Annotated in this window: 24 protein-coding genes and 1 pseudogene; 20 read left to right on the top strand and 5 right to left on the bottom strand. The window is 47.6% G+C overall.

The genetic code is table 11. From position 1 onward, the window contains the following. Positions 1-903: a dihydrodipicolinate synthase family protein gene (locus tag AC3RPL_RS24245; protein WP_490741858.1), complete on the bottom strand. Its 903-nt coding sequence runs from the start codon at positions 901-903 to the stop codon at positions 1-3. A 391-nt stretch (positions 904-1,294) separates the two neighbouring features. Here AC3RPL_RS24245 and yddG point away from each other — a divergent pair, with 391 nt between their 5' ends. Both yddG and AC3RPL_RS24235 read left to right on the top strand, forming a co-directional pair. Then, the gene (gene yddG, locus AC3RPL_RS24240) at positions 1,295-2,197 is read left to right on the top strand and encodes an aromatic amino acid DMT transporter YddG (RefSeq protein ID WP_490741857.1); all 903 of its coding nucleotides are present in this window, start codon (positions 1,295-1,297) and stop codon (positions 2,195-2,197) included. A gap of 287 nt (positions 2,198-2,484) precedes the next feature. Further along, positions 2,485-3,912 (top strand): MFS transporter, encoded by a 1,428-nt coding sequence (locus tag AC3RPL_RS24235; protein ID WP_490741856.1) that lies wholly within the window; start codon positions 2,485-2,487, stop codon positions 3,910-3,912. Here AC3RPL_RS24235 and AC3RPL_RS24230 read toward each other — a convergent pair. After that, positions 3,902-4,915: a GlxA family transcriptional regulator gene (locus AC3RPL_RS24230; RefSeq protein WP_490741855.1), complete on the bottom strand. Its 1,014-nt coding sequence runs from the start codon at positions 4,913-4,915 to the stop codon at positions 3,902-3,904. The genes AC3RPL_RS24235 and AC3RPL_RS24230 overlap by 11 nt on opposite strands. A 329-nt stretch (positions 4,916-5,244) precedes the next feature. On the opposite strand from AC3RPL_RS24230, the gene AC3RPL_RS24225 reads away from it, so the two are divergent. Both AC3RPL_RS24225 and AC3RPL_RS24220 read left to right on the top strand, forming a co-directional pair. After that, a complete protein-coding gene (locus AC3RPL_RS24225; protein WP_490741854.1) occupies positions 5,245-5,517 on the top strand; it encodes a hypothetical protein in 273 nt (90 codons plus the stop codon). Positions 5,518-5,537: 20 nt separating this feature from the next. Continuing rightward, positions 5,538-6,011, top strand: coding sequence for an NUDIX hydrolase (locus AC3RPL_RS24220; protein WP_490741853.1), 474 nt, complete (start codon positions 5,538-5,540; stop codon positions 6,009-6,011). A 277-nt stretch (positions 6,012-6,288) separates the two neighbouring features. Here AC3RPL_RS24220 and AC3RPL_RS24215 read toward each other — a convergent pair whose 3' ends face one another. Continuing rightward, positions 6,289-7,311 (bottom strand): S66 family peptidase, encoded by a 1,023-nt coding sequence (locus AC3RPL_RS24215; RefSeq protein WP_490741852.1) that lies wholly within the window; start codon positions 7,309-7,311, stop codon positions 6,289-6,291. 574 nt (positions 7,312-7,885) lie between these two features. Here AC3RPL_RS24215 and AC3RPL_RS24210 point away from each other — a divergent pair. From AC3RPL_RS24210 to AC3RPL_RS24180, 7 genes and pseudogenes are all read left to right on the top strand, one after another. Beyond that, positions 7,886-8,020, top strand: a pseudogene (locus tag AC3RPL_RS24210) (leucine-rich repeat domain-containing protein); the annotation flags it as partial. Between the two features lie 21 nt (positions 8,021-8,041). Beyond that, entirely contained in the window at positions 8,042-8,401 is a 360-nt protein-coding gene (locus AC3RPL_RS24205) for a hypothetical protein (protein WP_490741851.1), read from the top strand. 607 nt (positions 8,402-9,008) lie between these two features. Further along, positions 9,009-9,836, top strand: coding sequence for a winged helix-turn-helix domain-containing protein (locus AC3RPL_RS24200; protein WP_490741850.1), 828 nt, complete (start codon positions 9,009-9,011; stop codon positions 9,834-9,836). Further along, positions 9,833-10,291 (top strand): YqeJ family protein, encoded by a 459-nt coding sequence (locus AC3RPL_RS24195; protein WP_490741849.1) that lies wholly within the window; start codon positions 9,833-9,835, stop codon positions 10,289-10,291. The genes AC3RPL_RS24200 and AC3RPL_RS24195 overlap by 4 nt, the downstream gene beginning before the upstream one ends. Before the next feature lie 251 nt (positions 10,292-10,542). Next, a complete protein-coding gene (locus AC3RPL_RS24190) occupies positions 10,543-11,229 on the top strand; it encodes a DUF1120 domain-containing protein (RefSeq protein ID WP_490741848.1) in 687 nt (228 codons plus the stop codon). A gap of 247 nt (positions 11,230-11,476) precedes the next feature. Continuing rightward, the gene (locus AC3RPL_RS24185) at positions 11,477-13,789 is read left to right on the top strand and encodes a fimbria/pilus outer membrane usher protein (RefSeq protein ID WP_490741847.1); all 2,313 of its coding nucleotides are present in this window, start codon (positions 11,477-11,479) and stop codon (positions 13,787-13,789) included. A 109-nt stretch (positions 13,790-13,898) separates the two neighbouring features. After that, positions 13,899-14,465, top strand: coding sequence for a fimbria/pilus periplasmic chaperone (locus AC3RPL_RS24180; protein WP_490742130.1), 567 nt, complete (start codon positions 13,899-13,901; stop codon positions 14,463-14,465). Between the two features lie 113 nt (positions 14,466-14,578). Here AC3RPL_RS24180 and AC3RPL_RS24175 read toward each other — a convergent pair whose 3' ends face one another. Then, entirely contained in the window at positions 14,579-15,568 is a 990-nt protein-coding gene (locus AC3RPL_RS24175; protein ID WP_490741846.1) for a tyrosine-type recombinase/integrase, read from the bottom strand. An 810-nt stretch (positions 15,569-16,378) separates the two neighbouring features. Between AC3RPL_RS24175 and AC3RPL_RS24170 the strand changes: the two genes are divergently transcribed. The 5 genes from AC3RPL_RS24170 to AC3RPL_RS24150 all read left to right on the top strand — a co-directional run bounded on the left by AC3RPL_RS24170 (position 16,379) and on the right by AC3RPL_RS24150 (position 19,777). Continuing rightward, positions 16,379-17,014 carry a helix-turn-helix domain-containing protein gene (locus AC3RPL_RS24170; protein ID WP_235192788.1) on the top strand — a complete coding sequence of 212 codons (636 nt, stop codon included), beginning with the start codon at positions 16,379-16,381 and terminating at the stop codon, positions 17,012-17,014. 6 nt (positions 17,015-17,020) lie between these two features. Continuing rightward, positions 17,021-17,884, top strand: a complete 864-nt coding sequence (locus tag AC3RPL_RS24165; RefSeq protein WP_490741845.1) for a queuosine precursor transporter — start codon at positions 17,021-17,023, stop codon at positions 17,882-17,884. 10 nt (positions 17,885-17,894) lie between these two features. Next, a complete protein-coding gene (gene queF / locus AC3RPL_RS24160) occupies positions 17,895-18,731 on the top strand; it encodes an NADPH-dependent 7-cyano-7-deazaguanine reductase QueF (RefSeq protein WP_490742129.1) in 837 nt (278 codons plus the stop codon). Between the two features lie 146 nt (positions 18,732-18,877). Further along, positions 18,878-19,165 (top strand): chorismate mutase, encoded by a 288-nt coding sequence (locus AC3RPL_RS24155; RefSeq protein ID WP_034940309.1) that lies wholly within the window; start codon positions 18,878-18,880, stop codon positions 19,163-19,165. Between the two features lie 180 nt (positions 19,166-19,345). Next, complete coding sequence (locus tag AC3RPL_RS24150; protein ID WP_490741844.1) at positions 19,346-19,777, top strand: ASCH domain-containing protein; 432 nt, start codon at positions 19,346-19,348, stop codon at positions 19,775-19,777. 256 nt (positions 19,778-20,033) lie between these two features. Here AC3RPL_RS24150 and AC3RPL_RS24145 read toward each other — a convergent pair whose 3' ends face one another. Continuing rightward, positions 20,034-21,578 carry a methyl-accepting chemotaxis protein gene (locus tag AC3RPL_RS24145; protein WP_490741843.1) on the bottom strand — a complete coding sequence of 515 codons (1,545 nt, stop codon included), beginning with the start codon at positions 21,576-21,578 and terminating at the stop codon, positions 20,034-20,036. A gap of 597 nt (positions 21,579-22,175) precedes the next feature. Between AC3RPL_RS24145 and AC3RPL_RS24140 the strand changes: the two genes are divergently transcribed. The 4 genes from AC3RPL_RS24140 to AC3RPL_RS24125 are packed head-to-tail and all read left to right on the top strand — an operon-like array spanning position 22,176 to position 24,951. After that, complete coding sequence (locus tag AC3RPL_RS24140; protein ID WP_490741842.1) at positions 22,176-22,844, top strand: hypothetical protein; 669 nt, start codon at positions 22,176-22,178, stop codon at positions 22,842-22,844. A gap of 54 nt (positions 22,845-22,898) precedes the next feature. Next, complete coding sequence (locus tag AC3RPL_RS24135) at positions 22,899-23,303, top strand: hypothetical protein (RefSeq protein ID WP_490741841.1); 405 nt, start codon at positions 22,899-22,901, stop codon at positions 23,301-23,303. Next, positions 23,303-24,406 (top strand): hypothetical protein, encoded by a 1,104-nt coding sequence (locus AC3RPL_RS24130; protein WP_490741840.1) that lies wholly within the window; start codon positions 23,303-23,305, stop codon positions 24,404-24,406. The genes AC3RPL_RS24135 and AC3RPL_RS24130 overlap by 1 nt, the downstream gene beginning before the upstream one ends. Before the next feature lie 50 nt (positions 24,407-24,456). Then, the gene (locus AC3RPL_RS24125; RefSeq protein ID WP_490741839.1) at positions 24,457-24,951 is read left to right on the top strand and encodes a hypothetical protein; all 495 of its coding nucleotides are present in this window, start codon (positions 24,457-24,459) and stop codon (positions 24,949-24,951) included. The last annotated feature ends 353 nt before the right edge of the window (positions 24,952-25,304 follow it).

Here is a 25,304-nt window from a genome sequence, read left to right as displayed (position 1 = left end):
TTATCCTTCTGTGACCTTAGCCACGTTGCGTTTTACATCGGCAATCGTCGCTTTCAGTTGGGCTTTCTCTTCTTCATTCAGGCCGTGCAGCGGCGCACGAACCTGACCGCAGCTCAGGCCATTCAGCTCACAGCCATAGCGGATGGACTGCACAAATTTGCCACCATCAAGGAAATTCATCAGCGGCATCATCGCAGCCATGATCTTACGTCCCTTTTCGAAGTCCTTTTCCACCACGCAGGCTTCATACAGCGCCACATGTTCGCGTGGAATAAAGTTTGAACCGGCACACACCCAGCTACGCGCTCCCCACGCGAAGAACTCCAGCGCCTGGTCATCCCAGCCGCAGGAAAGTGCAATATTGGGGAATTTGCAGGCCAGCAGATGCAAATTATTGAAATCAACCGAGCTTTCTTTAATGGCGACCACGTTTGACGAGCGACTCACCTGCTGAAAGTAGGTTTCACCCATTGAGATCCCCATCCGGCCCGGATAGTTGTAAAGCATGATCGGCAGCTGCGCGGCTTTATCTATCGTCAGCGCATGATGGGCGTTTTCCAGTTCGGTGGGCAGCGCGTAGGGCGGTGAAGTGACCAGGATCGCATCGGCTTTGATTTCGCGCGAATGCTTCGCGTAGTCCACCGCGTCTTCAGTGCGGATGGCCCCCGTACCGACGATCAGCGGCAGACGGTTGCCAATCACCTGACGCGCATGTTCAGCAAGTGCCTTACGCTCTTCCGGGCTCTGGGCATAGTATTCTCCCGTCGAACCGCCAATAATGATGCCGTGCACACGGCCTTCAATCAGGGACTCCAGTACATCGGCAAAGCGAGCGAAATCAATGCTGCCATCGGCTGCGTAAGGGGTAATTGCGGGGGTGTAGATACCATCAAATGTCAACACGATAACCTCCAGGGAAATTCACAACCATCAGTGTCTGTTCAGCAGCCCGGCAGACTGCGATTTGTTAAAAATTTGCACACAGAGGCGAAAGAGGTCAATGGGTGAATATTTTTTGTATACATTAAAAATACAACGCAAGGACTGCTAAATAGTAAATTCCTACATACATGTTAAATTTAATTATTTAAAATCAATTAATTAAAAATAATCCATTCGGTATTAATTTCCTGGATGATTTAAGATAGCGATCACATTCCGGAATTATTGCCTCAAAAGACGTATTTACAGCGTCCATGCGCAGGCATAGTTTTAAGGCGATATTTAACCAGTTATTAACAGTTCCACAGCCGATGAGCCGGTGGTTAACAACATTCAGACAGAGGTGCAGGGTATGCCCCAGAAGAAAGCGACACTCATCGGACTGATAGCTATCCTGTTGTGGAGCGCAATCGTTGGGTTAATCAAAAGCGTGAGCGAAGGCTTTGGCCCGGTAGCAGGCGCTGCGTTGATTTACACCTGTATCGCCATTCTGCTGCTGTTCACCGTTGGCTTTCCGAAGCTGCGGCAGTTTCCGTCAGGCTACCTGTTTTTCGGCAGCCTCCTGTTTGTGAGTTACGAACTCTGTCTGTCGCTGTCGCTTGGTTTCACCCACTCGGGCCGTCAGGCAATCGAAGTTGGAATGGTAAATTATCTCTGGCCTGCGATGACAATTTTGCTGGCGGTGGTGGTCAACCGCCAGAAGACCAGCCCGCTTATTATTCCGGGAATGCTGTTATCCGTGGCGGGAATATGTCTGGTGCTGGGCGGCGAGCGGGGTTTCTCATTTAATGAGATGACCAGCAATATAATGGAAAATCCGCTCAGCTTCGGCCTCGCATTGAGTGGCGCTGTTATTTGGGCAATCTATTGCGTGGTGACAAAAATTATTGCCAAAGGGAATAATGGCATCACGCTGTTCTTTATTTTAACCGCCCTGACATTATGGATAAAATATCTGACATCCCCGCAGCCAGACTTTGTTCTCTCCTGGCATACATGGCTTAGCCTGGCGCTGGCTGCCATTGCCATGGGCTTTGGCTACGCGGCATGGAATGTGGGTATTTTACATGGCAATGTGACCGTGCTGGCTGCCGCCTCCTATTTTATTCCCATTATCTCGGCGCTGCTGGCGGCCTTTATCCTGAACTCGCATCTGACGCTCTCATTCTGGCAGGGCACTGCGATGGTGAGCCTGGGCTCGCTGATCTGTTGGTGGTCTACCCGCAGCATAGCGCCAAAAAATTACCGGCAATAAATCAAAGTAAGTAAATACCAGATAATAAAAACATCTTACCCGCCTGCCCTGTACCAGAGGAGTCGTTGTTATGAATCAGCAGAAATAACAGAAATTACTCTCTATTGATTTTTCGGCATCGCTTTATCTGCTCTGGATAATGCTCTGACGATCTTACCTGACCTATATTAATTCCGTGATCGTTAAATTAACGGTATGGGTTTCGTCTGCCTGCAATACGCCTTTGTGGCTAATAAGGCCGGTTACCCCTGTTAATTTAACATCATCGGGGAAAGACAGGAGTTATCATGTCAAATACGCTTTCTGTAGAAGACCTTCCACTTAACCGCTTCCATCGATTGCTGACCGTGCGTTCAGGCGGGGGATCTTTTGTCGACGGTTATGTGCTGAGTATCATCGGCATCGCCATGATGCAGGTTTCCCCTACCCTGGGCCTCAACGCATTCTGGCAGGGCCTGATTGCCGCTTCGGCATTAATCGGCATCTTCTTCGGCGGCTTTATTGGCGGTGCGTTAACTGACCGTCTTGGGCGACGCCTGCTTTATTTCGTTGGCCCGACCCTGTTCATTTTCTGCTCACTGGCGCAATACTGGGTGCAGAGCGGCGAAATGCTGTTTGCCCTGCGCTTTATGAATGGCGTGGCGGTGGGGATTGAATATCCGGTAGCCACCGCCTTCCTGGTGGAGTTTTTGCCGAAGAAAAATCGCGGGCCCTGTCTCGCCACGCTCACCATCTTATGGTTCGCGGGAGCCGCCGCAGCTTATCTGACCGGTGAAACGATTCTCAATGTTGCCGGCCCTGGCGCCTGGCGTCTGACACTGGCCAGCACTGCCGTCATTGGCATCCTGCTGTTCATTGTGCGTATGGGCACCCCGGAGTCCCCACGCTGGTTGATGAGCAAGGGCCGCCACGCTGAGGCCGAAGCCATTATCCGCCGCGTTTACGGCCCGGAGTTTGGCCTGGACAATCTGCCGGTTCAGACCGAGAGCAAAAATCTCTCCTTTGCCAACCTGCTCCATTCCGGCTACGGCAGGCGCATGGCATTTGTCACGGTCTTCTGGACCTGCTCCGTCATTCCGGTATTTGCGGTCTACGCCTTTGCGCCCAAAGTGCTGGATGCGCTACATCTGAGCGGCCGCTGGGCTTCCTGGGGTTCGGTAAGCATCACCCTGCTGTTCGTGATCGGCTGCATTATTGCCACCCGCCTGATCAATACCCTGGGGCGTCGTAAGCTACTGCTGCACAGCTTCCTGTGGTCTGGTCTGGCACTGCTACTGTTAGGTTTGCTGCGTGACGGCCCCTCTTTGTTGATCCTGCTGATGTTTGGACTGTACGCGCTGTTTATTGGCGGTGCTCAGGTGTTGCAGTTGGTCTATCCGAACGAGATTTTCCCAACGGAGATCCGCGCCGGTGCGGTGGGCGTGGGCACCTCGCTGTCGCGTATTGGTGCGGCGGTGGGGACATGGCTGGTGCCCGTTTCTTTGCAAAATATCGGCATCGGCCCGACGATGTATATTGCAGCGGCAATTACCTTCTTTGGTCTGGCCGTCTCCTGGTTGCTGGCCCCGGAAACCAACGCCCGTAGCCTGGAAGATGCCTCTTCGCTGGATGACCAGCCACCAGCGGAAAAAGCCGCTGTACGAACGGTGCTGCCCAAACGACACAGTCTGTGGGATGAAAAGGGCGACGGGATGTCGCCCTTCTCTATTCCCTGACCAGCTTTTCGACTTCCCTGCGCCGTTTACGAAATGAGCTGGGCGTTTCGCCATACTGTTTGCGAAACCATGAAATCAGATGTGATGCATCTGAAAATCCGGTCGCGCTGGCGATGGCATTGATGCTGTTACCTGAATCCGCCATCAGCCTGCGCGCCTGCTCAAGGCGCATATTGCGCCAGTAAACAGACGCCGAATGGCCGGTGCAGCGGGTAAACATCAGATTCAACTGGCGGAAGGTCGCACCGGCAAAATCCGCGACTTCCGCCAGGGGGATCGGTGAATCAAGATGGTCTTTCATAAAGCCAATCACTTTACTGACCAGCGCATTTTCATAGACGGCGGGCGCGTTGAGGGTGCCTCGCTGCTTAGCCTTGCCTGCGCGTTGCGGAGTATCGTCAACCAACAGATATTTCAGCACTTTTTGCGAGCGCACCGCCCCGCAGTGCTGGCGAATCAAATCCGCAGCCAGATCAATCGCCGTCCCCCCCGGGCAGGAGATGATCCCGCCATCTTTTATATAGGTTTTGTCGATAACCGGAATGGCTTGCGGAAAACGCATACGAAATTCATCGCGGGTGGTGAAGTGGATAGCGCAGTAGCGCCCATCCAGCAGGCCGGCGTTTCCCACCACAAATGCCCCGCTACACAGGGTGATGATCGGGATATTTCGCGCATGCAGTTCACGCAGCGCCTGCAACAACCATTCTGGCGGATCCCGCGTCTCTTCAAGCAACCCGCCCGCCACGATGAAGTAGTCCCAGGATTTAGTGAAATCCAGCGTTGCCGTGGGTGAAACGGGCAATCCACAGCTGGCGATAACCGGCCGGTCATCACAGGTCATCCACTCCCAGCGGCAAAAAATCTGTCGGCTGGAGAAAGATTCGTCCGCCGCAAAGCGCAAAGACTCCACCAGCCCGGCGACAGAGGCAAGCGTGAACTGACGCATCAGCAAAAAGCCAATCGTTAAATCGGGTTTTGGCTCAGGGTGATTTATCGGCATTCATCGGGCTCCTTTCGTCCATTCGACATGTCCGGCAGGCTTTTCAGTTGGTTGCTCTGCTGTGTATGCGCCGCTGGGTAAACATCTTTCTGGCAGGCCTGTTCAGACTTCTGGCTTCAGGATGCGTCGCGCAAAATTACCTTCAATGGGCACCGTCAGTCATCACAGTGGCGGCTAACGCCCCTTGTGCATTAAAGCTGTTCAGGCTGTTTTAAGGCACTGAAGTAACATCTGATAAAAATCTGGTTGCCTGATTTTTGTTAAAGAGGTTAATTTATTTAATGGTTTATTACTAACTTGAAAACAATTTTCTGTCACAAAGAGGCAAAATGAAAAAAATCTCAGCCCTGCTCACTCTGCTTGCCTGCGGCTTTTCAGGAATGTCATGGGCTGGTGAAGCTCACGTCTGCCATTCACCGGCCGTTGCCACCAATTCAGCCGCTGCGATGCTGAGCGACAACACGGTATTTAATTGTGGTGAAAAGATAAGCGGAACCCTACCGCAGCTTGCCGCCCAGGGGTGGATCATCGTTCAGCAAACCGATCAGGTGGCTATCACCGATCCATCCTGGGTCTACGCTCAGTTAATTATCAGAAAATAAGCCGCACTCAGGGAGGTTTTTTGCGTACCCGTCCGTCATCGCGATTGATCATTTTTACTCCTGAGCATCGGGTTTTACTCTTTCATTTCTGCCATGAAGGTGATGCCCTGAGCGGCAAATCATACTGGGCAACGCCGGGCGGAGGGCTGGAGGATAACGAAACCTTTGAACAGGCCGCATTACGCGAGTTACGTGAAGAAACCGGGCTGATAAGACAGTCCGCAGGTCGGCAAATCGCCAGCAGAAGCTTTACCATGACCCTGCCTGACGGCGAAACCGTACAGGCAGATGAACGTTTTTTTATCATTCAGGCAGAAACCACTGAAACCTCCCTTTCAGGCTGGAGTGAAAATGAGCAGCAGGTGATTCGCGCTCTGCACTGGTGGTCTCTGGAGGAGCTGGTCATATCTGAGGAAACGATATTTCCCCGTGAGTTGCTTATTGAAATTATCAGCAGGCGGCCTGACCAACATCCGCATCAGCCCGCTCCATAAGAATGGCCTGACCAAAAGCAACGCAGGCTTCAGGCGTTACAGTCAGCAACGATATAACTCTTTGCCTGCAAAGCAAATACTCACCACCGCCGATAAGGCGGAAGAAGGCTGGCTTATCCCTGACCAGTCTTTATGAAATGGCCGTGGCGCGAAGGTTATGCAGAGACGCCAGCAGAATCGCTGACTGAAAGGCCCCCCTGCGCGGCATGGACATCGCCAGCGGGATCGGACCGTAATCTGTAAACCGGCCCAGTGTCATGCTGATGAATAAACCCCGTCAACGCAGGTATTGCCCGGTGACGGCAACGGTGCACTGGTCGAAATCAATGCACAACCGGACACCAAGGGGAAGAGTCAGCATAGGATGAGTGTGGCAACAGTCGAAACCATCAACCAGGGGCAAAGGCTTATCTGCCAGAACTTCATATAAAACGTCTGAAGGTTGCCGCCCGCTCCCTTCATCATTAAAGCGCTCGTGTTTACCTGAAATAATTGCACTGACTTTATCAAATATGCCGTTCAGCTTGAGCATAGAGAATGAACGCTCAACCGTCGCGATGTCTTTCAGACTGTCTTCGATAAATAATATATCGCCGTGCCGGATCTCAGGCATCCACGGGCTTCCCATAATTCCGGAAAGCGTATTAAGATTCCCGCCAATTACCCGCCCTTCGATTCTGCCCTTTCCGGCAAAACGACAGGTATTATCACAAAGTATTTTGGGCCTGACGGGTTCAACGGTGTCCCAGTTCAGCCGCTCATCCGTCCATTTTTCTGGCAAAGTGTAATGACGGGTTGCCGAATGAGGTTGCATCAGCATTTCATAAAAAGAGTGCCAGGTTTGATCCACTAACGGCGGAAATTCACCAAAAGACGCGACCAGCGCCGGACCATAAAAGGTAATTAACCCTGTTCTGGCGTAAATCCCTGCCAGCAGAGCGGTCGCATCAGAGTAGCCAATGATAATTTTAGGATCTTCCATCAGCGTCTTATAGTCGAGATATGGCAGGAGTGAATTACTGTTACTGCCCCCAATAGTGGACATGATGCAACGCACCTCAGGATCGCGAATCAGCGCGTTCAGCTCTTCAGCACGTTCTTTAATCGAACCTGAACGATAAAAGTCTGACCGGCCTGTCAGGCTACCCGCTTTGAGCCGGAAGCCCTTCTTTTCAAGAAACGATTTTGCGCGGTTAAAGCGGTTAGGGGCGGTCACTGTCACCGGGGATGATGGAGAGAAAAAACCGATCGTATCGCCAACGCTCAAAGCCGTGGACAACAGGGGTTGCCTGAAAGACATCTGTTTTCACCTCACCGTTGAATAAATTGTACAGACCCTGTAATGGCGTTCAGGGTAGTGAATATAAGTACAGGCTCCGGGCAAAACTGTCACTGCCCGTGTTGATACTGATAAGTATTTAATAATGCCCTTAATATTGGCAACGGATCATTGCCAGCCACAATCAACACCCCCACCACTCCCGCTGACGCCCGTCCTGCTACTTCGCCTGACATGCAGACATGGGAGAAAACAGCAGCGTTTTTCAGCCCTGGGCACCGGTCTGAAGCGCGCGAATGCATCCGCAAAATTTGTCACCCACCGGCAGATACAACGCCAGAACAGGTGGTCAACAGGTTTGCACAACTCAGGACCCTTGCCTGGCCAGGATGCAGAGAAAATATTCAGTCCGGACGGCATGGGGAGAATCACTTCTGTATTCCCGACGCCGACAGCAGGGAAATCCTGTCGTTAACCCTCGACAGTAACGATATCTGTAACGTTACCTGCGAAGTTCATGACCTCAATGAGGTCAGACAACATGAAGGAGAAGACGTAGAACACACATCATGGGGCAGAAGATCTCTCCACGGCAGATGTCCACGCTATAAAAACGCCACAGACTGCTGAAAATTATGAGGCCATCTGGTCAGCATGGGAAAGGAGTGCACCGCCTGAAGAAGCGAAAGACCGCGCTGCAGCATCGAAGCTAATGCGCCAGTGTCTGTAATCCCGCTCCACTCAATTTAAATTGCGTAACTTAAATATTTCTGTCCTGCCCGAGCATTTACCGCCATTTATTCAGGTATTAATCATCCATGAACTCCCACAGCCCCACCTGACGCGCCTGTCGCAGGGGCTGAAGGCGCTGTGGTTTAGAGGCACTAAACTGAGCCACCTGCCGCCACTACCACAGGGAATAAGGGATGTGATGCCTGACGGTGTGCCATTGCTCAGCCTGCCGGAGATGACCCTGGCCCCCGGCTATGCGGGCCCGAGGATAGAATTCCCTATGGCAGATCCTGACGTCAACCTGGAGCCCAGGGCACGGGACCTGGCAGTGGCAGACTGGCTGAAGCCCTGGATGTATCGGTGGCTGATGGCTGGCTGATACCCGACAGGGAGGGAACGTCTTTTGCCATGGCACCCGAGGATAACGCCATGCTAAGCCTGCCTGAGCTTAAACCGCCCAATTTCCGTTATGCATTCAGGCAAAATAAAAAACGCGTTTACCAGAATAAAGAGAGAATAAGAGCCTGTCCCGGCAGGTGTTATTGTCGCAGTCAGTCGGGACACGGACACGGACAGCGCGCAGAAACCGGAGCGGGGAGCGGACACGGACCAGGTGAGAATTTCGGGCACTGCCCGGGGTCAAAATGGCAGATAAACAGCCCTGATGGGCCTGGCTCTGAGTAAATGTTTATTTTACCCGACTAACGTAGCTGCGCCCGGGTAACAATTAAAAGGCGGCAAAGAATAAGCATCATCACGCTTTTCACGCCGGTGCGATTGACATGTTATGCACCCTGGAAACTTTTGTATAAAAGATGATTTTATTGGAAACTTTGTTACAATGGATAACATATTGATTCGCATGGCGATCTTTCAATAAACCTTTCCACATCATACTATTAAAAGTATAACTTACAGAGCATATAAAGCCATTATCGCAATAATGCTTCTTAAAAAATCCAGAAGATTGTAGTGAGGAGATATTCGTGAGCAGAAGAATAATGGTTAATAATATCGTCTGTTTTGAGCCAGAAAAAAAGAAAATCTCCGGAAAAAATGGAACATACTCTCTTAGTGCCTCGGCTGCATTATGTTTCGAACTGCTGCTGAATAATGCAGGAAACCTGGTATCCCATCAGGAATTTTATGAATACGCATGGCGACGGTTTGGCATGGAACCCACATCAACCTCTCTGTATCAAAATATCTCCACCCTGCGTAGCGCACTTAAAAAGTCAGGACTGACCACAGACATTATAAGAACAATGCCGCGCAGAGGATTTCTCCTCTCTCCGTTGACCGAGATAGTCAGAGAGCAACCAAAGAGCAATGAAAACACCGGGAAAGAAACGCAAGAAATTGCCGTTATGAAAAATAATGATGTCGCCATCACACCGGAATCATCGGTGAATGAAATCATCACTGAAAAAATGTCACCACCTGTAAAACCCTCCTCAGACAGAGCAAAAAAAAATGGCATAACGATGTTAATAACAGCCTTTGCCGGCGTTATGGTAGGCGGTTCATTCTTTTTCATAAAAAACGAACCCCAGGAAAAAAACCTGTTCACATCCGAAGCCATTAGTTTTTCAGGGTGCAAAATATTTACTAACAGAGATTCTGTTATCAATAAAGAGAAGGTGGTCAGCATCGCCTCAGCACAGGAATTACAATGCAACAAAACGCCTTATATCTATATGACCAGCTATAAGTACTCGGACAGACTCTCTCTCATTCTCTGTCAGCAACCGTTAAATGGCGAACACAATGCAAATTGTCATTCCCTGTATTACATAAAGAGCTTTCGCAAATGAAAAAGATAATAATTTTTCTTGTATTTTCTTTGGTGACATATTTCTGTTTCTTCGTTAAAAATCAATCCAGGCCAGAGGGTGAGTGTAAGGCTGAGATATCTTTTATAAAAGGAAATGAGCGTATGAATATCGTGTCATTTCAGAATCTTGATTCAGGTCAGGGAACCATATCCATCTCAGGAGTACTTTACAACGGCAAGAAGATCTCAGGATATCTGAGTAAAACAGTAAATTTCACCTATAAAAAGAACGGCGACAATTACCTTGTCAGATCAGATTTAATTCTCAACTCTCCTCAGATGACGCTGACCCCGGATGTTGAGAAGAGATGGTTACCCGATTTTTTCATTACCAAAGGACAATCACTCCTCTGGAAGATAAAGCATTTAAATAACAGGTCATGGCTGGTCTATTCTGAAACAGTACCGCTCTACTTACGTGAAAAAAACCAATAATCCCGCAACATACCATTTAAACAAAAAGTGCATTACACAATGCACTTTCACAAAACCTCTTAAAATCTCTTAAATCACAGTAGAAAACCAATCAATTTATTGATTTTTAACAACTTTTTTAACAGAAAAGATTTAATGAATTTTGATATTTATTAAGTCACACCTTATCGATTTTAAAGGTATCTTCTTTCCCGTTCCAGGCCGACCTGGCTTGTGTTCATTAGTTATATATTCAGATAAAGGAAGAAGACGTGTCTTTTAAAAAATTAGTGCTGATTTTTGGCTTCACCAGTAGTTCACTGTTATCCCATTCTGTCATGGCGGGAATGGATATTAACGTACATGGTATTATTGCTCCGAATGCCTGCACAGCAAATATTGTCGGAGGTGATGGACTGGATTGGGGTATTATGCAACATGAAAACCTCAAACAGACTTCGATTAATAATTTCCAGGCAAAACAGGTGACATTGCAGGTGAGTTGCCCATCTAATCAGAGCGTTGCTTTTTGGGCGACCGATCCTAATGAAAATAGCGCGATGGTTGGTGAGAACACTGACGGCAGAACTGGCCACGCTGATGCCAGCCGTATTTTTGGTCTGGGCATGGATCCGGTAACCGGAAATAAACTGGGTAACTTTACTCTCAACCCGGTTTCATCGACAGTGGATGGTGTCACTAACAGTACATCATTTGGCTATCAGAATGGTGGCGCGCACAATGGGACCTCATTTAGTAAAGTATTAAATGCAAACTGGAGTTATAAAAAAACAGAGGACTGGACGCCCTGGGACGAAACAAAAAATACGCCTTCAGCAGGAAAATCCTTCTCATGGGTATTTGACGTCGAGCCTCAACTTAACCGTGGGGATATGATCACTAACGCGCAACAAGTTGACTGGCAGGGAACTGCGCAGGTAAACGTGCGTTACTTCTGATTTAATACTTAAAGCCTGCCCCACCAGGCGTTATTGTCGCAGCCAGTCTGGACACGGACAGCGCGCAGAAACCGGAACGTACACGGAGTACGTGAGGATTTCGAGCATTGACCGGGATCAAATTGGCAAGTAAATAGCCCTGATGGGCCAGGATCTTAGAGTTGCAGCAGGCATCTCAATATGAGGTGCCTGGTTTTTTATGCGTAAAATATATTCTTTTTTTATTATATGCTCTCTGCTTTTCGCAATGACACCCGCGCTCAGTAAGCAGCTGAAGTTTGACCCAAACCTGATGTCGGCAAATGGCATCAGTGACATACAGCTTGATAACGCACTCAATCAACACGTATTACCTCAGGGTGATACCCAGGCGGAAATTTACATTAACGATCATTTTATCTCATCGGATAAAATATCATCAGTCAATGGAAAAGTAGTTTATTCAGATCTTTTTAAATCGAAGTCAGGCATAAAAAAAAGTCAATGGCGACGCTATAAAAAGACAGCTAACGGAAAATATTTCGTTCTCAACCCGGAAGTAAAGGAAGATTTCGACCGTAGCGATAATTCCTTACGTATTCAGATCCCGGTGACATATCTGATTAATCCTGACGGCAAGATGAGAACCAGCGGAGGCACCGGTGCGTTTATTAACTATAACACCTATGCATATCGGTTCTCCGGTTCTTCTGATGCACTTGAAAGCACCAATACAGAATATGAAGCTGGATTGAATATGAACAATACTATTTTACGATCCCACGGTTCTTACAGCTCATTTCGCAGCCGTGGCATTAATACGTCTGTAAACAGAGTACGTGATGGCTATATCGAGCGTAACGTTGCCAGCGTGAAAATTCGCGCTGGCCGAACCATGGTCAGTGATGGTGGATTTGGCACCGGTTATATTGATGGTGCCGTAATATCCTCTGCTGAGGGAAACGCCACGGCATTTGTTAATTTTACTTACGACACTGCGGAAGTTCTGCTGGTTGAATTCTGGCAGAACAATCTGTTGCTGTATAAACAGATGATTCAGAAAGGACATGCTGAACTGCGCAATATCCCGGTCTCCGGTTTTACTGGCGATGTCATGGTGTTAATTAAACGAAACGGTCAGATAGTGGATTCACGGGTGATTTCCCGTGGACAAATTACCACGGTGCGCGAGGGAGTGACTGGCTATTATGCTTTCGCCGGGCGGACAGCAACGGCAAGACGCAGCCTGGTCAGCGGTGCTGGTTTCAGCAAATACTTCAGCAAAAATATCAGCCCATCCGTTGCCCTCGTTTCGGCGTCAAAATACCGGGGGATCACGGTTAATAACACAACGTTAAACGGTAATTTCCGCTCTGCAAGCTGGCTGAGCGCCGTGCAGAATGAAAAAAATCAGAAGGGCCTGAGCCTGAATGTCACGGCCAGCTATAAAAATACCAGCCTGACTTACACACGCAACAGCCGTCATTTCAGCTACATCGATCAGGCGCTGATGGGCAGCTACAGCGCACAACAAAGCAGTATCGGCCTGAGCCAGACGCTGCAATTGCCAAAAGGGATAACGGGCAGTCTTTCACTGACACACTATCGTTTTTATAACGCCCCCAGTCAGGATTCACTGTCAGCGAGTATGAGTATACCGGTGGCTAAAGCCTCATTGGGTATGGGGGTTTCCTGGATGTCCCTCGCTCCCGGACATGCCCGGACAGACAAACTAAGCGTTAATCTGACCCTCAGCGTTCCGCTCAGTCTCAGAAACCGCAGCGTCAACTGGCGAAGCCAGTACTACAGATATGGTGAAAGAACACGTCTTTCCAATTCAGTAAGCGCTTCGGTTACCGACAATTACAGGCTTACTGCCAGTCAGATGCGCACGTCGGGATCGGGACGTTCAGAGACATACACGCTGGATAATGCCGTCACGACACCCTACACAACGGCGGATATTTCCCTGTCTCAGGGCAAAGAGGCGGGCGAGTCATCGCGGACTACAGCGGCTTATTTATCCGGTGCAGTAGCAATAAGTAAGGAAGGGGTTGTCTTTTCGCCAGGCCGCATTGGCGATACATGGGCGGTGGTTAATACCGGCGTTCATCATTTTCTCAATGTCACCTCACTGCAAAGCAGCTCGGTGACTAATCATGATGGTAAAGCCATTATCAGTCCCGTGGCAGAGCAGAGAGGCGACTTTATACGGGTAAATCCTGAAGGGCTGCCATCAGGGGTTATCATTAAAAACAACGTCAGAGAATTTTCTGCCGCTCACGGTTCAGTATCATATTTTAATTTTGACGCATCGAAAAATAGTTCATTGCTGATGAAGTGGAATCAAATGCCTGGCTGGGTCAATCAGAGCGATCTCTTTTACAATAAGAAAGGAAAATTAATTGCCCGATTTATTGATAAAAAAATTCTTCTGATTAATGAAGAAGATATTAAACTTCTGCAAGGAGAGGGAATGTCCTCCCCCAGCAGAACAGACACCACGTGTAAAATTTCAACCAAAAACATTCACAAAAAGGAGGACATAATTAATGTCAACTTTATCTGTAGTCACGCGTAATATTGTCATTTTTATTTTTATCGCATCGGGTCTGATAAACTTCGCCAGTGCAGAAATATTGCCTTCCTCTTCAGCCGTGCTGATTAAGTCAGGAAGTCAGTAGTCCACAATTGACATAAAAAACAATGGAAACAAAAGCGTTCTTCTTTACAGTAAAATCAGTCGACTACCCGATGATAATCTGGCGGGAGGCACGCTTTATACCGAACCACAGGCCATTGTGATGGCACCAGGTGATACTCAGAGCATCCGGGTTATTTATCGCACAAACACCCCTGATGCCGTTGAGCACATCGCCAGGGTTATTTTTACCGGCCTGCCACCGCAGGACGAAGTCAGCGAGGGAAAGGTAAAAATCCTCGTAGGACAGGATCTTCCGGTAGTGATCAATGTTCGGAAGGACCTGAAACAAAAAGATGTGTGGGAGCAGATAAAATACCGTACAGAGGCGAATCGTTTGTGCATGTATAATCCCACGGCTAAGGTTTTCCGCTTTTCACCCAATTTAAAAACTGATGAAAAAAATATTCAGATTACCTTCAGAAAACCCTATGCACTACCCGGAGAAGAATTGTGTGCTGAGACGACGCATTCACTCGCGCATGGAATGCATCTGAATATAACCAGCGTGAGTGATTATAATTATCTGTTAAAAACCAATAAGGTCATCCTGTGATTTTTAACGTCTGAAAATTTTTCTCCGGCCATCGTCAACATCACCCTCCGCCAAACGGGTTGCATCATGCAGACCGCTGGCGGGGCAATAAGTCAGGATGGCCTGACAAAAGATCACCCGCCGTTAGCTCTTTTTGCCGGTTTATCAACATATAACGACAGATCCTGTGCCAGCGTTCGGGCAGTAATCTCCCTGTTTACCGTCGTATTGCTGGTACTGCTGTGGTTGGGTAGCTCCTTTACCAGATGCAGATTACGCTCGGGGGATTTCAGTAGCGTGTGTCCTAACCGATGTGGTGTGACAAAAAATCCACATTCGTTTGACAGCCGTCTGAAAAAAGAACGTAGCGGTTGCAGCGAAGGAATAGAGGTAAGTTTTTCATGGTCACAGGGCATGGTAACAAAACGTTCGTAGTGAAACAGCCTGTCGCTAAGGGTTGCACCGCTGGCCTGTGCCCTGTCGATCAGCACCTTCAGCTGTGGCCGCAGATGACTGACAATTGGAAATGTCCACTCACGGCAGGTTTTACTGCCCTGTATGCTGAGTTCAATCGCACCTTCATTCATGCGAACATCCTTCAGGCGAATATGCAGAAGCTGATTCTGACGCATTCCGGTGAAGCGCAGCGTGTCGAGCACAATCCTCCAGTACCAGACCGGATACAGCGCGCAATTAGGGAGATCGCCCGCAGCACGTTTTTCCGCATCTTCAAACTGTTGCATGACAAGTGCAACGCGCGTCATCTGAGTGTCTGACAGCGTGTCTCTGATTTTCTCTGGCGATTTGACAGCAGTGCTGTTGAAAGGATTATCTTCAGAATCAATTAATTGCTGCCTGATCCAGAAATTGTACAATGCGCGCAGATAAGCAACTTTGTTATTCCATGTCTGTAAAGAAGCCCCCTGCTCCTCCAGCTCATGGTGTCGCCATGCCAGAACATCACATCGGGTTATATCCTGAGGCCCGCAAATCACTCCCGCATATTTTCTGAAATTATCGACAACCTTCACGTAGCTTAATTCAGTCTGCTCTTTCAGTTGCTTATGGAGAAAATATTTTTCCATAAGCAACTGCCAGCAACCATCAGCATTATCTCCGTTCATTCAGATTCCTTCCTTAATTTAAAATACAGCCTGATTTAACAAACGCCCGGGCAGATTCCTCAGGCGATAACGATGGCGGGCCTGCACGGCAATATCGCTGACCAATAACGGCGCAACACCGTAATCATGTATCTATGTCCAACGATGTTTTTATACGGCGGAAAATTTAGCGTCATCTTGCATTACTCATCAGAGCTTCAGGCTGAGACGTCGAAGATAAAGGCAATGGAAAACGTCATTTATCCTGATGCATTCAGGAAACTTGCCCCAAAACAGTAACGCGGTGAGTTGCTTACGCGTTGGCAAGTGAAATGAAACCTGTGGTTAATTCCACCTGTAAAATTTCCCTGATGCTGGCAAATGAGCTGCTGGCAATAAGCGTTAAAATTCTACGAAGCACGGCTCTCTGACCGGCTTTCTATTCTTCAGAAAAATCCTGACGCTTTGAGAAGTCAGGTAATATCGGCGCATTGATGTTTATTGCATAACAAATAATCTGTTGGTAAGCCTGATCATTAATTTTTGTTGTCAGATGGCCCTGTTCAGTCTCAGATTTGCCTGGTGTTGCCAAACATTTCCGTAAAACGACGCCAAAACTGTAATTTAACTAATGCATAATAGTCAACGAAAAAGTATACAAAAAAAGCTACAAAAACGTTAACTTATTGCATAATTAATTGTTTTTAAACACCTTATAAGAGTTGTAAAAAGAAACAAATCGCTTCTGCATATGTAAGCAACCCGGCGTTAAACTGGCCTGAAAATGAAATTTATGATATTTTTCGCATATGTTAAATTTGTGAACCACGAATGATGAAGACCTCAGGCATAAAAAGAAAAAGCAATATAATTAATAACATAGAGTATCTCATCAGAAAAACCGGCGAGAACAAGACTTCACTGGCACTCCATTCTGGTGTGACCAGAACCACGCTGTATAAGATCCTTGAAGGGAAAGTGAACAATGTTCAGAATTCCACTATCACCAGAATCGCAGATTTTTTCGGCGTTCAGTGCGATGTGATCGAACATTATGACATTGAAGAACTGGACAAAGTGGACAGTACCTTGTCAGTGGTGGGTAATCGTAATCCCGCCGCAGTCCCGATGATCCCTCAGTCACAATTGCTGCCCAGCATGGATATGCGCATAGGTCAGTTAGTGACACAATATCCGGTGACCTGGGCTTTTGAGGACGGTGCTAACTTAATAGCATTAGTTGTTGAGCAGGAAATACAAAAAACTTTTTTCCCTGGTGATATTCTCATCTTAAAACGCTACAGCACGCTTCAGGATAAACAGCCTTGCCTTTTTTATAATCCAGGTAAGGGTTTATATATCAGAGAACCTCATCACGCCAGACAGGAAATAGCTTTTTCCAGTGTTAACGACAAGTTAATTGGCACAATTATAGAAGAACGACTTCCTGAAAACATTACTGAGTAATAAATCATGGAAAAAAACAAGAAATACAAGCTACTTGGATTCAGCAGAATGACAGAATCGATAAAGGCTAATACTATGGTGCTGTCTACAGGTAAACACATCTCTCTGCCAATACAGGAACTGGAGAGTAGCGATATCTCAGAAGATCTTAACCGACACGAAATTAAAGAAATGTACAGAAGGCTATACGGCAAAAGTGATTTAGTCACAGCATACGATATGAAGGATCGCCAGGACAGATCATGGTTCGCCTATCAGTTAATCAGTCTCAGCCTGGCGGTGATCTATATATTCTGCACCATAACGGGTATTAAACCCGTAAACATAGGATTTCTCGATATTGTTGCGCCACCTGCCATATTTCTGTATCCATTGACTTTTATTCTTGTTGACATACTGAACGAATTTTATGGCCTGCGACTTGCGCGTCGGGCCATTTTTATATCTTTATTTACCAATATCCTGTTTGTCTGCGGTTTACTGGTTACTTCAGCACTACCCGGCATCAGTGAATGGGGCCTTGGAAAAGCCTATACTGAAATCGTTGACAGTATTGCAGCAGTATTGATTGCCTCTTCTCTGGCCTACGTCATTTCAGAAAATGCCAACTCCTGGTTGCTGTGCAAAATTAAAGAAATGACCAATTCACGCTGGCTTTTTATCCGGGTTTTGACCAGTTCCGTTGTAGCTGTAGCGCTGGACAGCGTTATATTTTGCACCCTGGCCTTTTATAACACATTGAGTTTTGACATTATAAAAACCATTATTCTTTCTCAGTTTTTCATTAAGATGACCTATGCCGTAATTGGTGTTTTCCCGATTTACGGAACTCGCTACCTTTTCAGAAAATATATCAACAAAAACATTTAAGGAATTTGATATGAATCCCGAAAATATTACTTTACTGGGAACAAAAACAGAATATATACAACATTATACACCCAGTATACTGGAGGCTATTCCTCGCAGCCTTAACCGGGAAGAAATTGGCATTAAAGACAATGTCCCTCTCCCTTTTTCAGGCACCGACCTCTGGACGGCATGGGAAATATCCTGGCTTAATGACAAAGGTAAACCGGTTGTTGCCATTGGCGAGTTTTTTATCCCGGCCAGCAGTCCCGATCTGATAGAGTCAAAATCATTTAAACTTTATCTTAACAGTTTTAATCAGAGCCGGTTCCCGGATGCTGAGCATGTTTCGGCGTTGATGAAAAAAGATCTTTCTGACGTTGCGGGTGCCCCGGTAGAATTAAAACTCTATACAGACATCAACAGTTATAATAATCACATAACGAACTTACCCGGTGAGTCGCTGGACGGCCTGGATATTGCCATTGAAAATTACGAATTCGATGCTTCTTTATTAAAAGGAAGCACCTCACCTTCTGGTGAAATAGTATCTGAAACGCTGCATTCAGACCTGCTGAAATCTAACTGCCTGGTGACTAATCAACCTGACTGGGGAAGTGTCATTATTCGTTATGAAGGTTGCAAAATAGACCGGGAAAAACTGCTGCGTTACATTATCTCGTTCAGAAATCACAATGAATTTCATGAGCAGTGCGTTGAGCGTATCTACAGCGACATAATGCTATATTGTCAGCCCACTAAGCTTACCGTATTTGCCCGCTACACTCGTCGTGGAGGATTAGATATTAATCCTTTCAGAAGTAACTGTGAACAGAACCTGCTGTCAGCCCGCTTAGTGCGTCAGTAAAAAATAATGCCACTGATTTTCAGCCAGTGGCATTTTTATATTTAATGAAGGTTAAAAATGGCAGGTAAACCAGCCCTGATGGGCCTGGCTTTTATTGCAAGAGTAGCCTTGATGGATTGCGTATGTGCTGATTAAGGAAATCAAAAATGACATTTTCATCCATTGAAGAAGTAAGAAAGCGTATCGACCAGATCGACAGCCGACTGGTTGAAACCATCGCTGAGCGAGCTGAATGTGTTAAAGCCGCCGCCGCTTTTAAAACTGACCATACAGCAGTTCGTGCGCCTGACCGGGTCGAGCAGGTGATTAATAAGGTCCGTGGTAAAGCCACTGAAGCAGGCGTGCCGGAAATCATTATTGAAAAAGTCTGGCGGGCGATGATCGATGCATTTATCGAATATGAGCTTGAACAGCACGACAGATTGAAACAGTAACAACAGCAGGTTCCCTTCAACCGCAACTAAAAGTTGCTCAGTGCCTTCTGTTTATTTCAGCATGACGGGCCTGGTTTCTGCATGGATGGTGGTGTACGAAGCGCCCGGAGCGGTAACGATTAATCCCTGCATCATGATGGCAATTGGGCGCTTAACCATACAATTCAGGCGGACTTAGTGATGAACATTATCGATAACTTAAAAGTTAAATATCCCGGTGCCAGTGCATGGTCATTTGGCGATACGTCAGAGATGGCTGATGCGCTGGCTGAGCGGGTTGTTAAAGGAATGAAAACGGCTACCTGTGGTTCACTGTCATCATTTCAACGTGAAGATGAATCATCTGCTATTGGCAGTTACTGCATTATTCTTGACGGCAGGGACCAGCCTGTGTGTGTCATCAGGATTATTTCAATACGCATAGTCCGCTTCTGTGAAGTAGATGAAGCACACGCACAGAAGGAAGGCGAAGGAGATCTCAGCCTCAGGTACTGGAGAGAAAGTCACAAAGAATTTTTCCAGAGAGAGGGAACCTACGATGAAACAATGGAACTGGTGGCGGAAGAATTTGAGTTGATCGAGATACTTCAGGAGCTGCATAGTCGCGCCTGACGCCCGACCTTATCATTTTGCGATAATCTGCATCGTCAGGATCTCAGTGCGAGGAATTGCATAAGCGATGTGCGGTATTGTCTGCTCCAAATTTCAGGCTGTAGCAACTCAGTTGGGTACAGCGGAAACAGGGCCATCAGGAAATCTCTTATGGCCCTGTGGTTGCAGACGTTGGCTGCGAAAAATTAACCCGGAAAGAAGTGTAATAACGCCTTAAATCTGGCGCAGATATTTGTCCCGCTCAGGCATCAGGCTCTCAGAGACGAAAGATTTCCACCATACCTCGCAGAGAATGCGCCTGTTCGGAGAGGGACTGAGAGGCAGAGGATGACTCCTCAACCAGCGCCGCATTATTTTGCGTGACGCCGTCCATCTGACTGACCGCCACGCTGACCTGCGAGATCCCCTGCATCTGCTCACTGGAGGCCAGCGCAATTTCGTCCATTGCGCCCGCCAGCTCCCCTACCATTCTGGTGATTTTAATAATGCTGGCCCCGGTGCCGCTGGCGACGGTAACGCCAGTTTCAACCTGCATCACCGCTTCCTCTATCAATGTTTTGATATCTTTAGCCGCCACGGCGCTGCGCTGGGCAAGGGTACGCACTTCACCCGCCACCACGGCAAAGCCACGTCCTCCTTCCCCGGCGCGGGCAGCCTCGACCGCTGCATTCAGTGCCAGAATGTTAGTCTGAAAAGCGATGCTCTCTATAACGCTGGTGATATCACGAATTTTTGCGGCACTGCCTGAAATGCTGTTCATCGTCACCGTCATTCTTTCAACATCACTCTCGCCACTGTGAGCAAGTGTCGCGGTACTGCGGGCTGAATCCGCCGTCTGGCGGGCACCGCTGGTATTATTCCGCACCGTGGCGGTCAGCTGCTCCATGCTGGCTGCGGTTTCCTGTAATGCAGCTGCCTGCTGTTCAGTACGCGAAGAGAGCTCGGTATTGCCCCGCGCGATTTCATCGGCGGCCAGCGCAACAGAAGCGGCAGTATCTTTGATTTGCGACACCAGCTGGCGCAGACGGTTCTGCATGACGTCGAGCGAGGCCAGCAGACTGGTGGTGTCACCCTTTTTCAGTGATACGGCGGTGGCCAGATTACCTTCAGCAATAGCTGCGGCAAGATGCTGCGCCTGAGACAGCTCCCCTCCTAACTGACGCATTAATATGCGGATAGTGAACAAACAGGTCCCGGCAGCAACCAGGATGGAGATGACCACCAATACGGTAAGCTCCAGCGTCGTTCTGCTGGTTTTCACACTATTTTCAGCCACGGTATCCTGGCTGAGCTTTTTTTCGACCCCGGTCAGTTCGTTCAACGCATCAAGCAGCGCAAACTGCGCGGGACGAGCCGTGACCATCAGATAAGACGTTGCCTGCGCCATCTGATTATCCATACCCAGCTTTCCTGCGGTCATCAGCGTGCTCATCGCCGCATCTTCTGCTGCCAGAACGCGGTCAAGGGCATGTTTACCCTGAGGAGAGACGTTTTCGGACATACTCGCCACCAGCTGCTGGCGCATTTTTTCATAAGACAGCTTCTGAGCCTGAAGCCGGTCCCACTCCGTTTTCATCTGCACCGGATTGGAGAGAAGAACCAGATTCCTCACCGCGATAGCCATATCTCTGACGCTGCTTCGCATATCCAGCACCAGCGTGAAACGCTTCATCTTGACGTTGACAGCATCATCCATTCCATCCCTTGCCTGATGAAGGGCATGAAGAGCGATCCCGGCGCATAAAGCAAACAGCAAAATAAGCAGGCCAAAGCCTGCCGTAAGACGGGTAGATATTTTCATTTTTGAAGGCCTTTGTGATAGTAAGCAGAAGTAATATCGGCAGCAAAAAGGCACATCAGAGACACAGCCCAGCTGTTTTTTTATAAAACAGAATTTTAAGCTATAAAACGCAGCTGTATCAGTCTGTTAGAAATTGTGTAACCTCAGGTTACGGTGTCAGGCTGTGGGACATGAGGTTGACCGATTTAAACGCTACAAAAAGTTCTTGCAGCGTTTTAAAAGAAGAAATTCTTCCGACGGTGAATAAAATATTCATCTGTACGGGTAAACAACGAAAAAACTATTCTTAAACTTCTTTGATACGGGAAAGGTAAATATTTCTTCACCTTTTGCCGATAACAAAATAGCATGCAGCTAAAGCTATACATCCCATAACAATGCCCCCAAAAGTGAGAAGAGGTAATGTCTCCCTTTGCGGGAACCCACTATCCAGCAGTATTCCTGACCCATGGGTCATTTCTGACTTACCCATAAAAAAATTTCGAAAAACCAATACAACATAATGCTCAGTCGCAGGCAGACAAGATGGGAAATAACAGTTATATCATTCAGGAAAACCTTCTTTCTTTACGAAGAAGCCTCCTGGCAGGAAACGAGATGGTAACCACTGAAATGGTTCCTCTTATCAATTCGCTTAAAGAGCACATACAAATTGCAGGGCTTGCGATCAATGGAACGCATGAGATTTGCGTTGTTCTGAACCGGTTCGATTCGTCGTTGAGTGTCATCAAGACCAGCATCGTGACCCTCGAAGGCATTCCGGGTCTGGACGTTGTCATTCCTGAATTAAGAACAATGCTGGGTCTGGCCGAAAAATTCCTCTCACCGCTTAAAAACACGTTGAGTACCCTGGACAATGATTTGCTGAAACCCGCCGACACACTTTTTCGAAAATTGCAGCAAGCCACCTCCACTCTGGATAACGCTTTATGTGAATTCTCACGCCATGTGCCTGAATATATTCATGCAATTAACTCCCTGTCAGCACTCACCAATGTCCTTAAGCTGTTTGAAGGATTTGCCGGTTCTGCCGCCGGAGAGGGACCGGTCGATAAGATTGAACGCGAGATTGCCGTGGCTATGGAAACGGCACACAAGAATATTGAGGCTGTCTGTGCTCTGGTGAAAAACGCCGTGTTGACAGGTAAAGATCTACTGGGAAGCCTGAGCGGACTAATGTCGCTTGCCCCGCAAATAACCAGCGTTCTTGACACAATTAAATCCGCAGTGGGATGGGTTTTACCGATTGCCGATGAAATAGCATAAGTTGAAGATGCTATTGCCCCTCTCAAGTTTATTCTCGACTCGGTCAGCTATGTGGTGAAAGTATTAATTGAGGAACCCGTTCAGAAGCTTTTAGATTTCCTGGGTCTTGAAGATAAACTGGAAGCTTTAACGGCGGAATTACTTAATGCATTAACCGGACCCGTCGATTTTCTCAAAAAGATAAAAGAACTTTTACCCACAGATTTGATTGAAAACGCTCTCGCAACAATCGGTGAAAAATGCACTGCGGCAATTTCCAGTGGCCTTCAGGAAGCCAGTCAGGCCATAACACCCTTTCTGTTGAACAACACAGAGTCATGGCGAGCAACCCTGAGCAAACTAACACATGATTGTATTGGTGTGGATATTGATAAAAATGGCAGGCTGGCGCTAAAAAGCTGGAGCGCTCCGGGGCTCGCGTCTGTTATGCCGCTTCAACCTGCACAAGGCTCTTTGTAATGGACGACTTAGTCACTATGCCATTACCCCTGCCCCGCATGGAGATGGAAAATAATGCTCAACGTTTTATTCAGTTACAAAGGGAGATGACAGATTATACCGTCAGGTTAATTTCTGAATGTGCTGAGGTAGAAATGCAGTCCCGAATATTCGGTGATGCAGCCACGCTGGTTGATGCCATACAGCAAATACTGCGATTTTTGGCGAAACTGAAGCTCATTCGATTGCAGACACGGGAGATCATTCACGGCCTTGAGATAAGCACCAACCATTTCCTGTCGCTTTTCCGTTCATTAAATGAATTTATTGAACATGCTTTCGTTGAGATAAAACAGTCGCTTGAGCTGCCGGTTGCCCATGCTGACTGTCACAGCCAGCTAGAAATTATCCGCGAGCGCGCATACCACTATTCAGTGCTCACGTTCGCTTTAGCGCATCCCTCACCGGGTGAGGATATGCATCAGGACCCCAGAATTACTCAGCTCCGGGATGACGCAAAGAAACTCAATGCTGAACAAAATGCATGGTGGGAACTTTATCAGCAAAGTAGCCAGGGCATCGCCATTCTGGAGAAAACAGCTGAAGCATTTTTAGCGGCAACAGAAGCTGTTGCAAAAAGTATGGGTGAAACCCGCCATCTGGCTGCACACTTTACATCCGTCCGCTCCGATCTGTGCCAGCATCTTTGTGCCATGGCGCTGTGTCTTGATTCGCTCGACACGGTTCTGTCTGCCCTTGGTATCAAGCTTACTCAGACCACGCCGTACAATGTTGATCCCTCTTCGCATACGGAAATGAACATCAATCCGCAGACAAATGAAACCGAACCGCATGCTGGCTGTGCAACGTCTGAGGATAATCAGGCTTCACAACCGGATGATGAAACTCGCTTTCTGGTTGAGCTTTTTACCAGGACTATTTCCACGGTATTGGATCTGGCATTACGGGGGCTGATCAATCATGCAACCTGTTCCGTCGCCAATTCACTTGCGCTTCTTAAATTGACCGCTGCGGAATACGCACTGAATCTGAACAATCTGAACCAAATCATTAATACGGCTGCCAGCCGCCCCATTCCTGATTTATCTGTTATGCCACGATAAACAGGCGACTTGTTACCCCAACCCCGTATACCAGCATAAGGATGACCACAATGAGTGAAACACAGGATCAAAACCCTGATACTTCTGCACCCTCTGAAAATGAAATACATCATTCGCAGTTAAATCAGTCAAAAATTATCGTTGACTCCATAGCCATTGTGCTGCGCTTGTCTGCGAATACAGCTTTACCTCAGATTAAAGACGCAAACGCGAGGGAGAACGTGGCGGCCATTATTCAGGGAATCGACAACTTTCTTGTGGCATTATCAAAAAGCTGCTCAGATGGAATGCAGACCCCCTCATTACTCAACGAAATTAAGGTGATGGATAATGCCCCCCTTATGGCCTGGACAGCACCTGTCGCCGGAGGTGGCGACTCTTTTGGTAAAACAATTTCTGAGATGAAGGAGCAGCTGATCCCCCTGCTTCTGATATTAAGTAAAAATATTATTAAACTGGATGATATTCGGGTAAAAGCGCTGTTCCAGGCCCTTGGCACGTTCACCACGGTTGCATCAGATAAAAATGTAAAAACGACTAATTAATCAGGCGTTCTCCCTTCACTCGCCCTAAAAGTTGTATTTACTTTGCTTTGCCAGCAGTAACTCAGGTAATAAAACAAACACGGCAACATTAATTACCCATGTTGCCGTGATTTCTTCTGGATTCATTGCGACATTCCGGCAGATTTACCGGGAAGTCAGTCACGCCAACTAAACAACAGCAGTACGCCCGTTGCAGCCTGCCACAAACCACAGCCCTCTTTCTTTATCACCATGCCCTGATGTGACCGATAAACTGATTTCTGAACATCGCTACTATTCATCACCCCGAAAACTGTTAACAAAGGCTCAAGTTTCCACGGGACGTTCCGATAATGATATTGCTTTTTTTTTAC

The sequence above is a fragment of the Erwinia papayae genome (assembly GCF_058241465.1).
The sequence above is the reverse complement of the archived record's forward strand: the minus strand, read 5'-3'. Positions and strand labels throughout refer to the sequence as shown.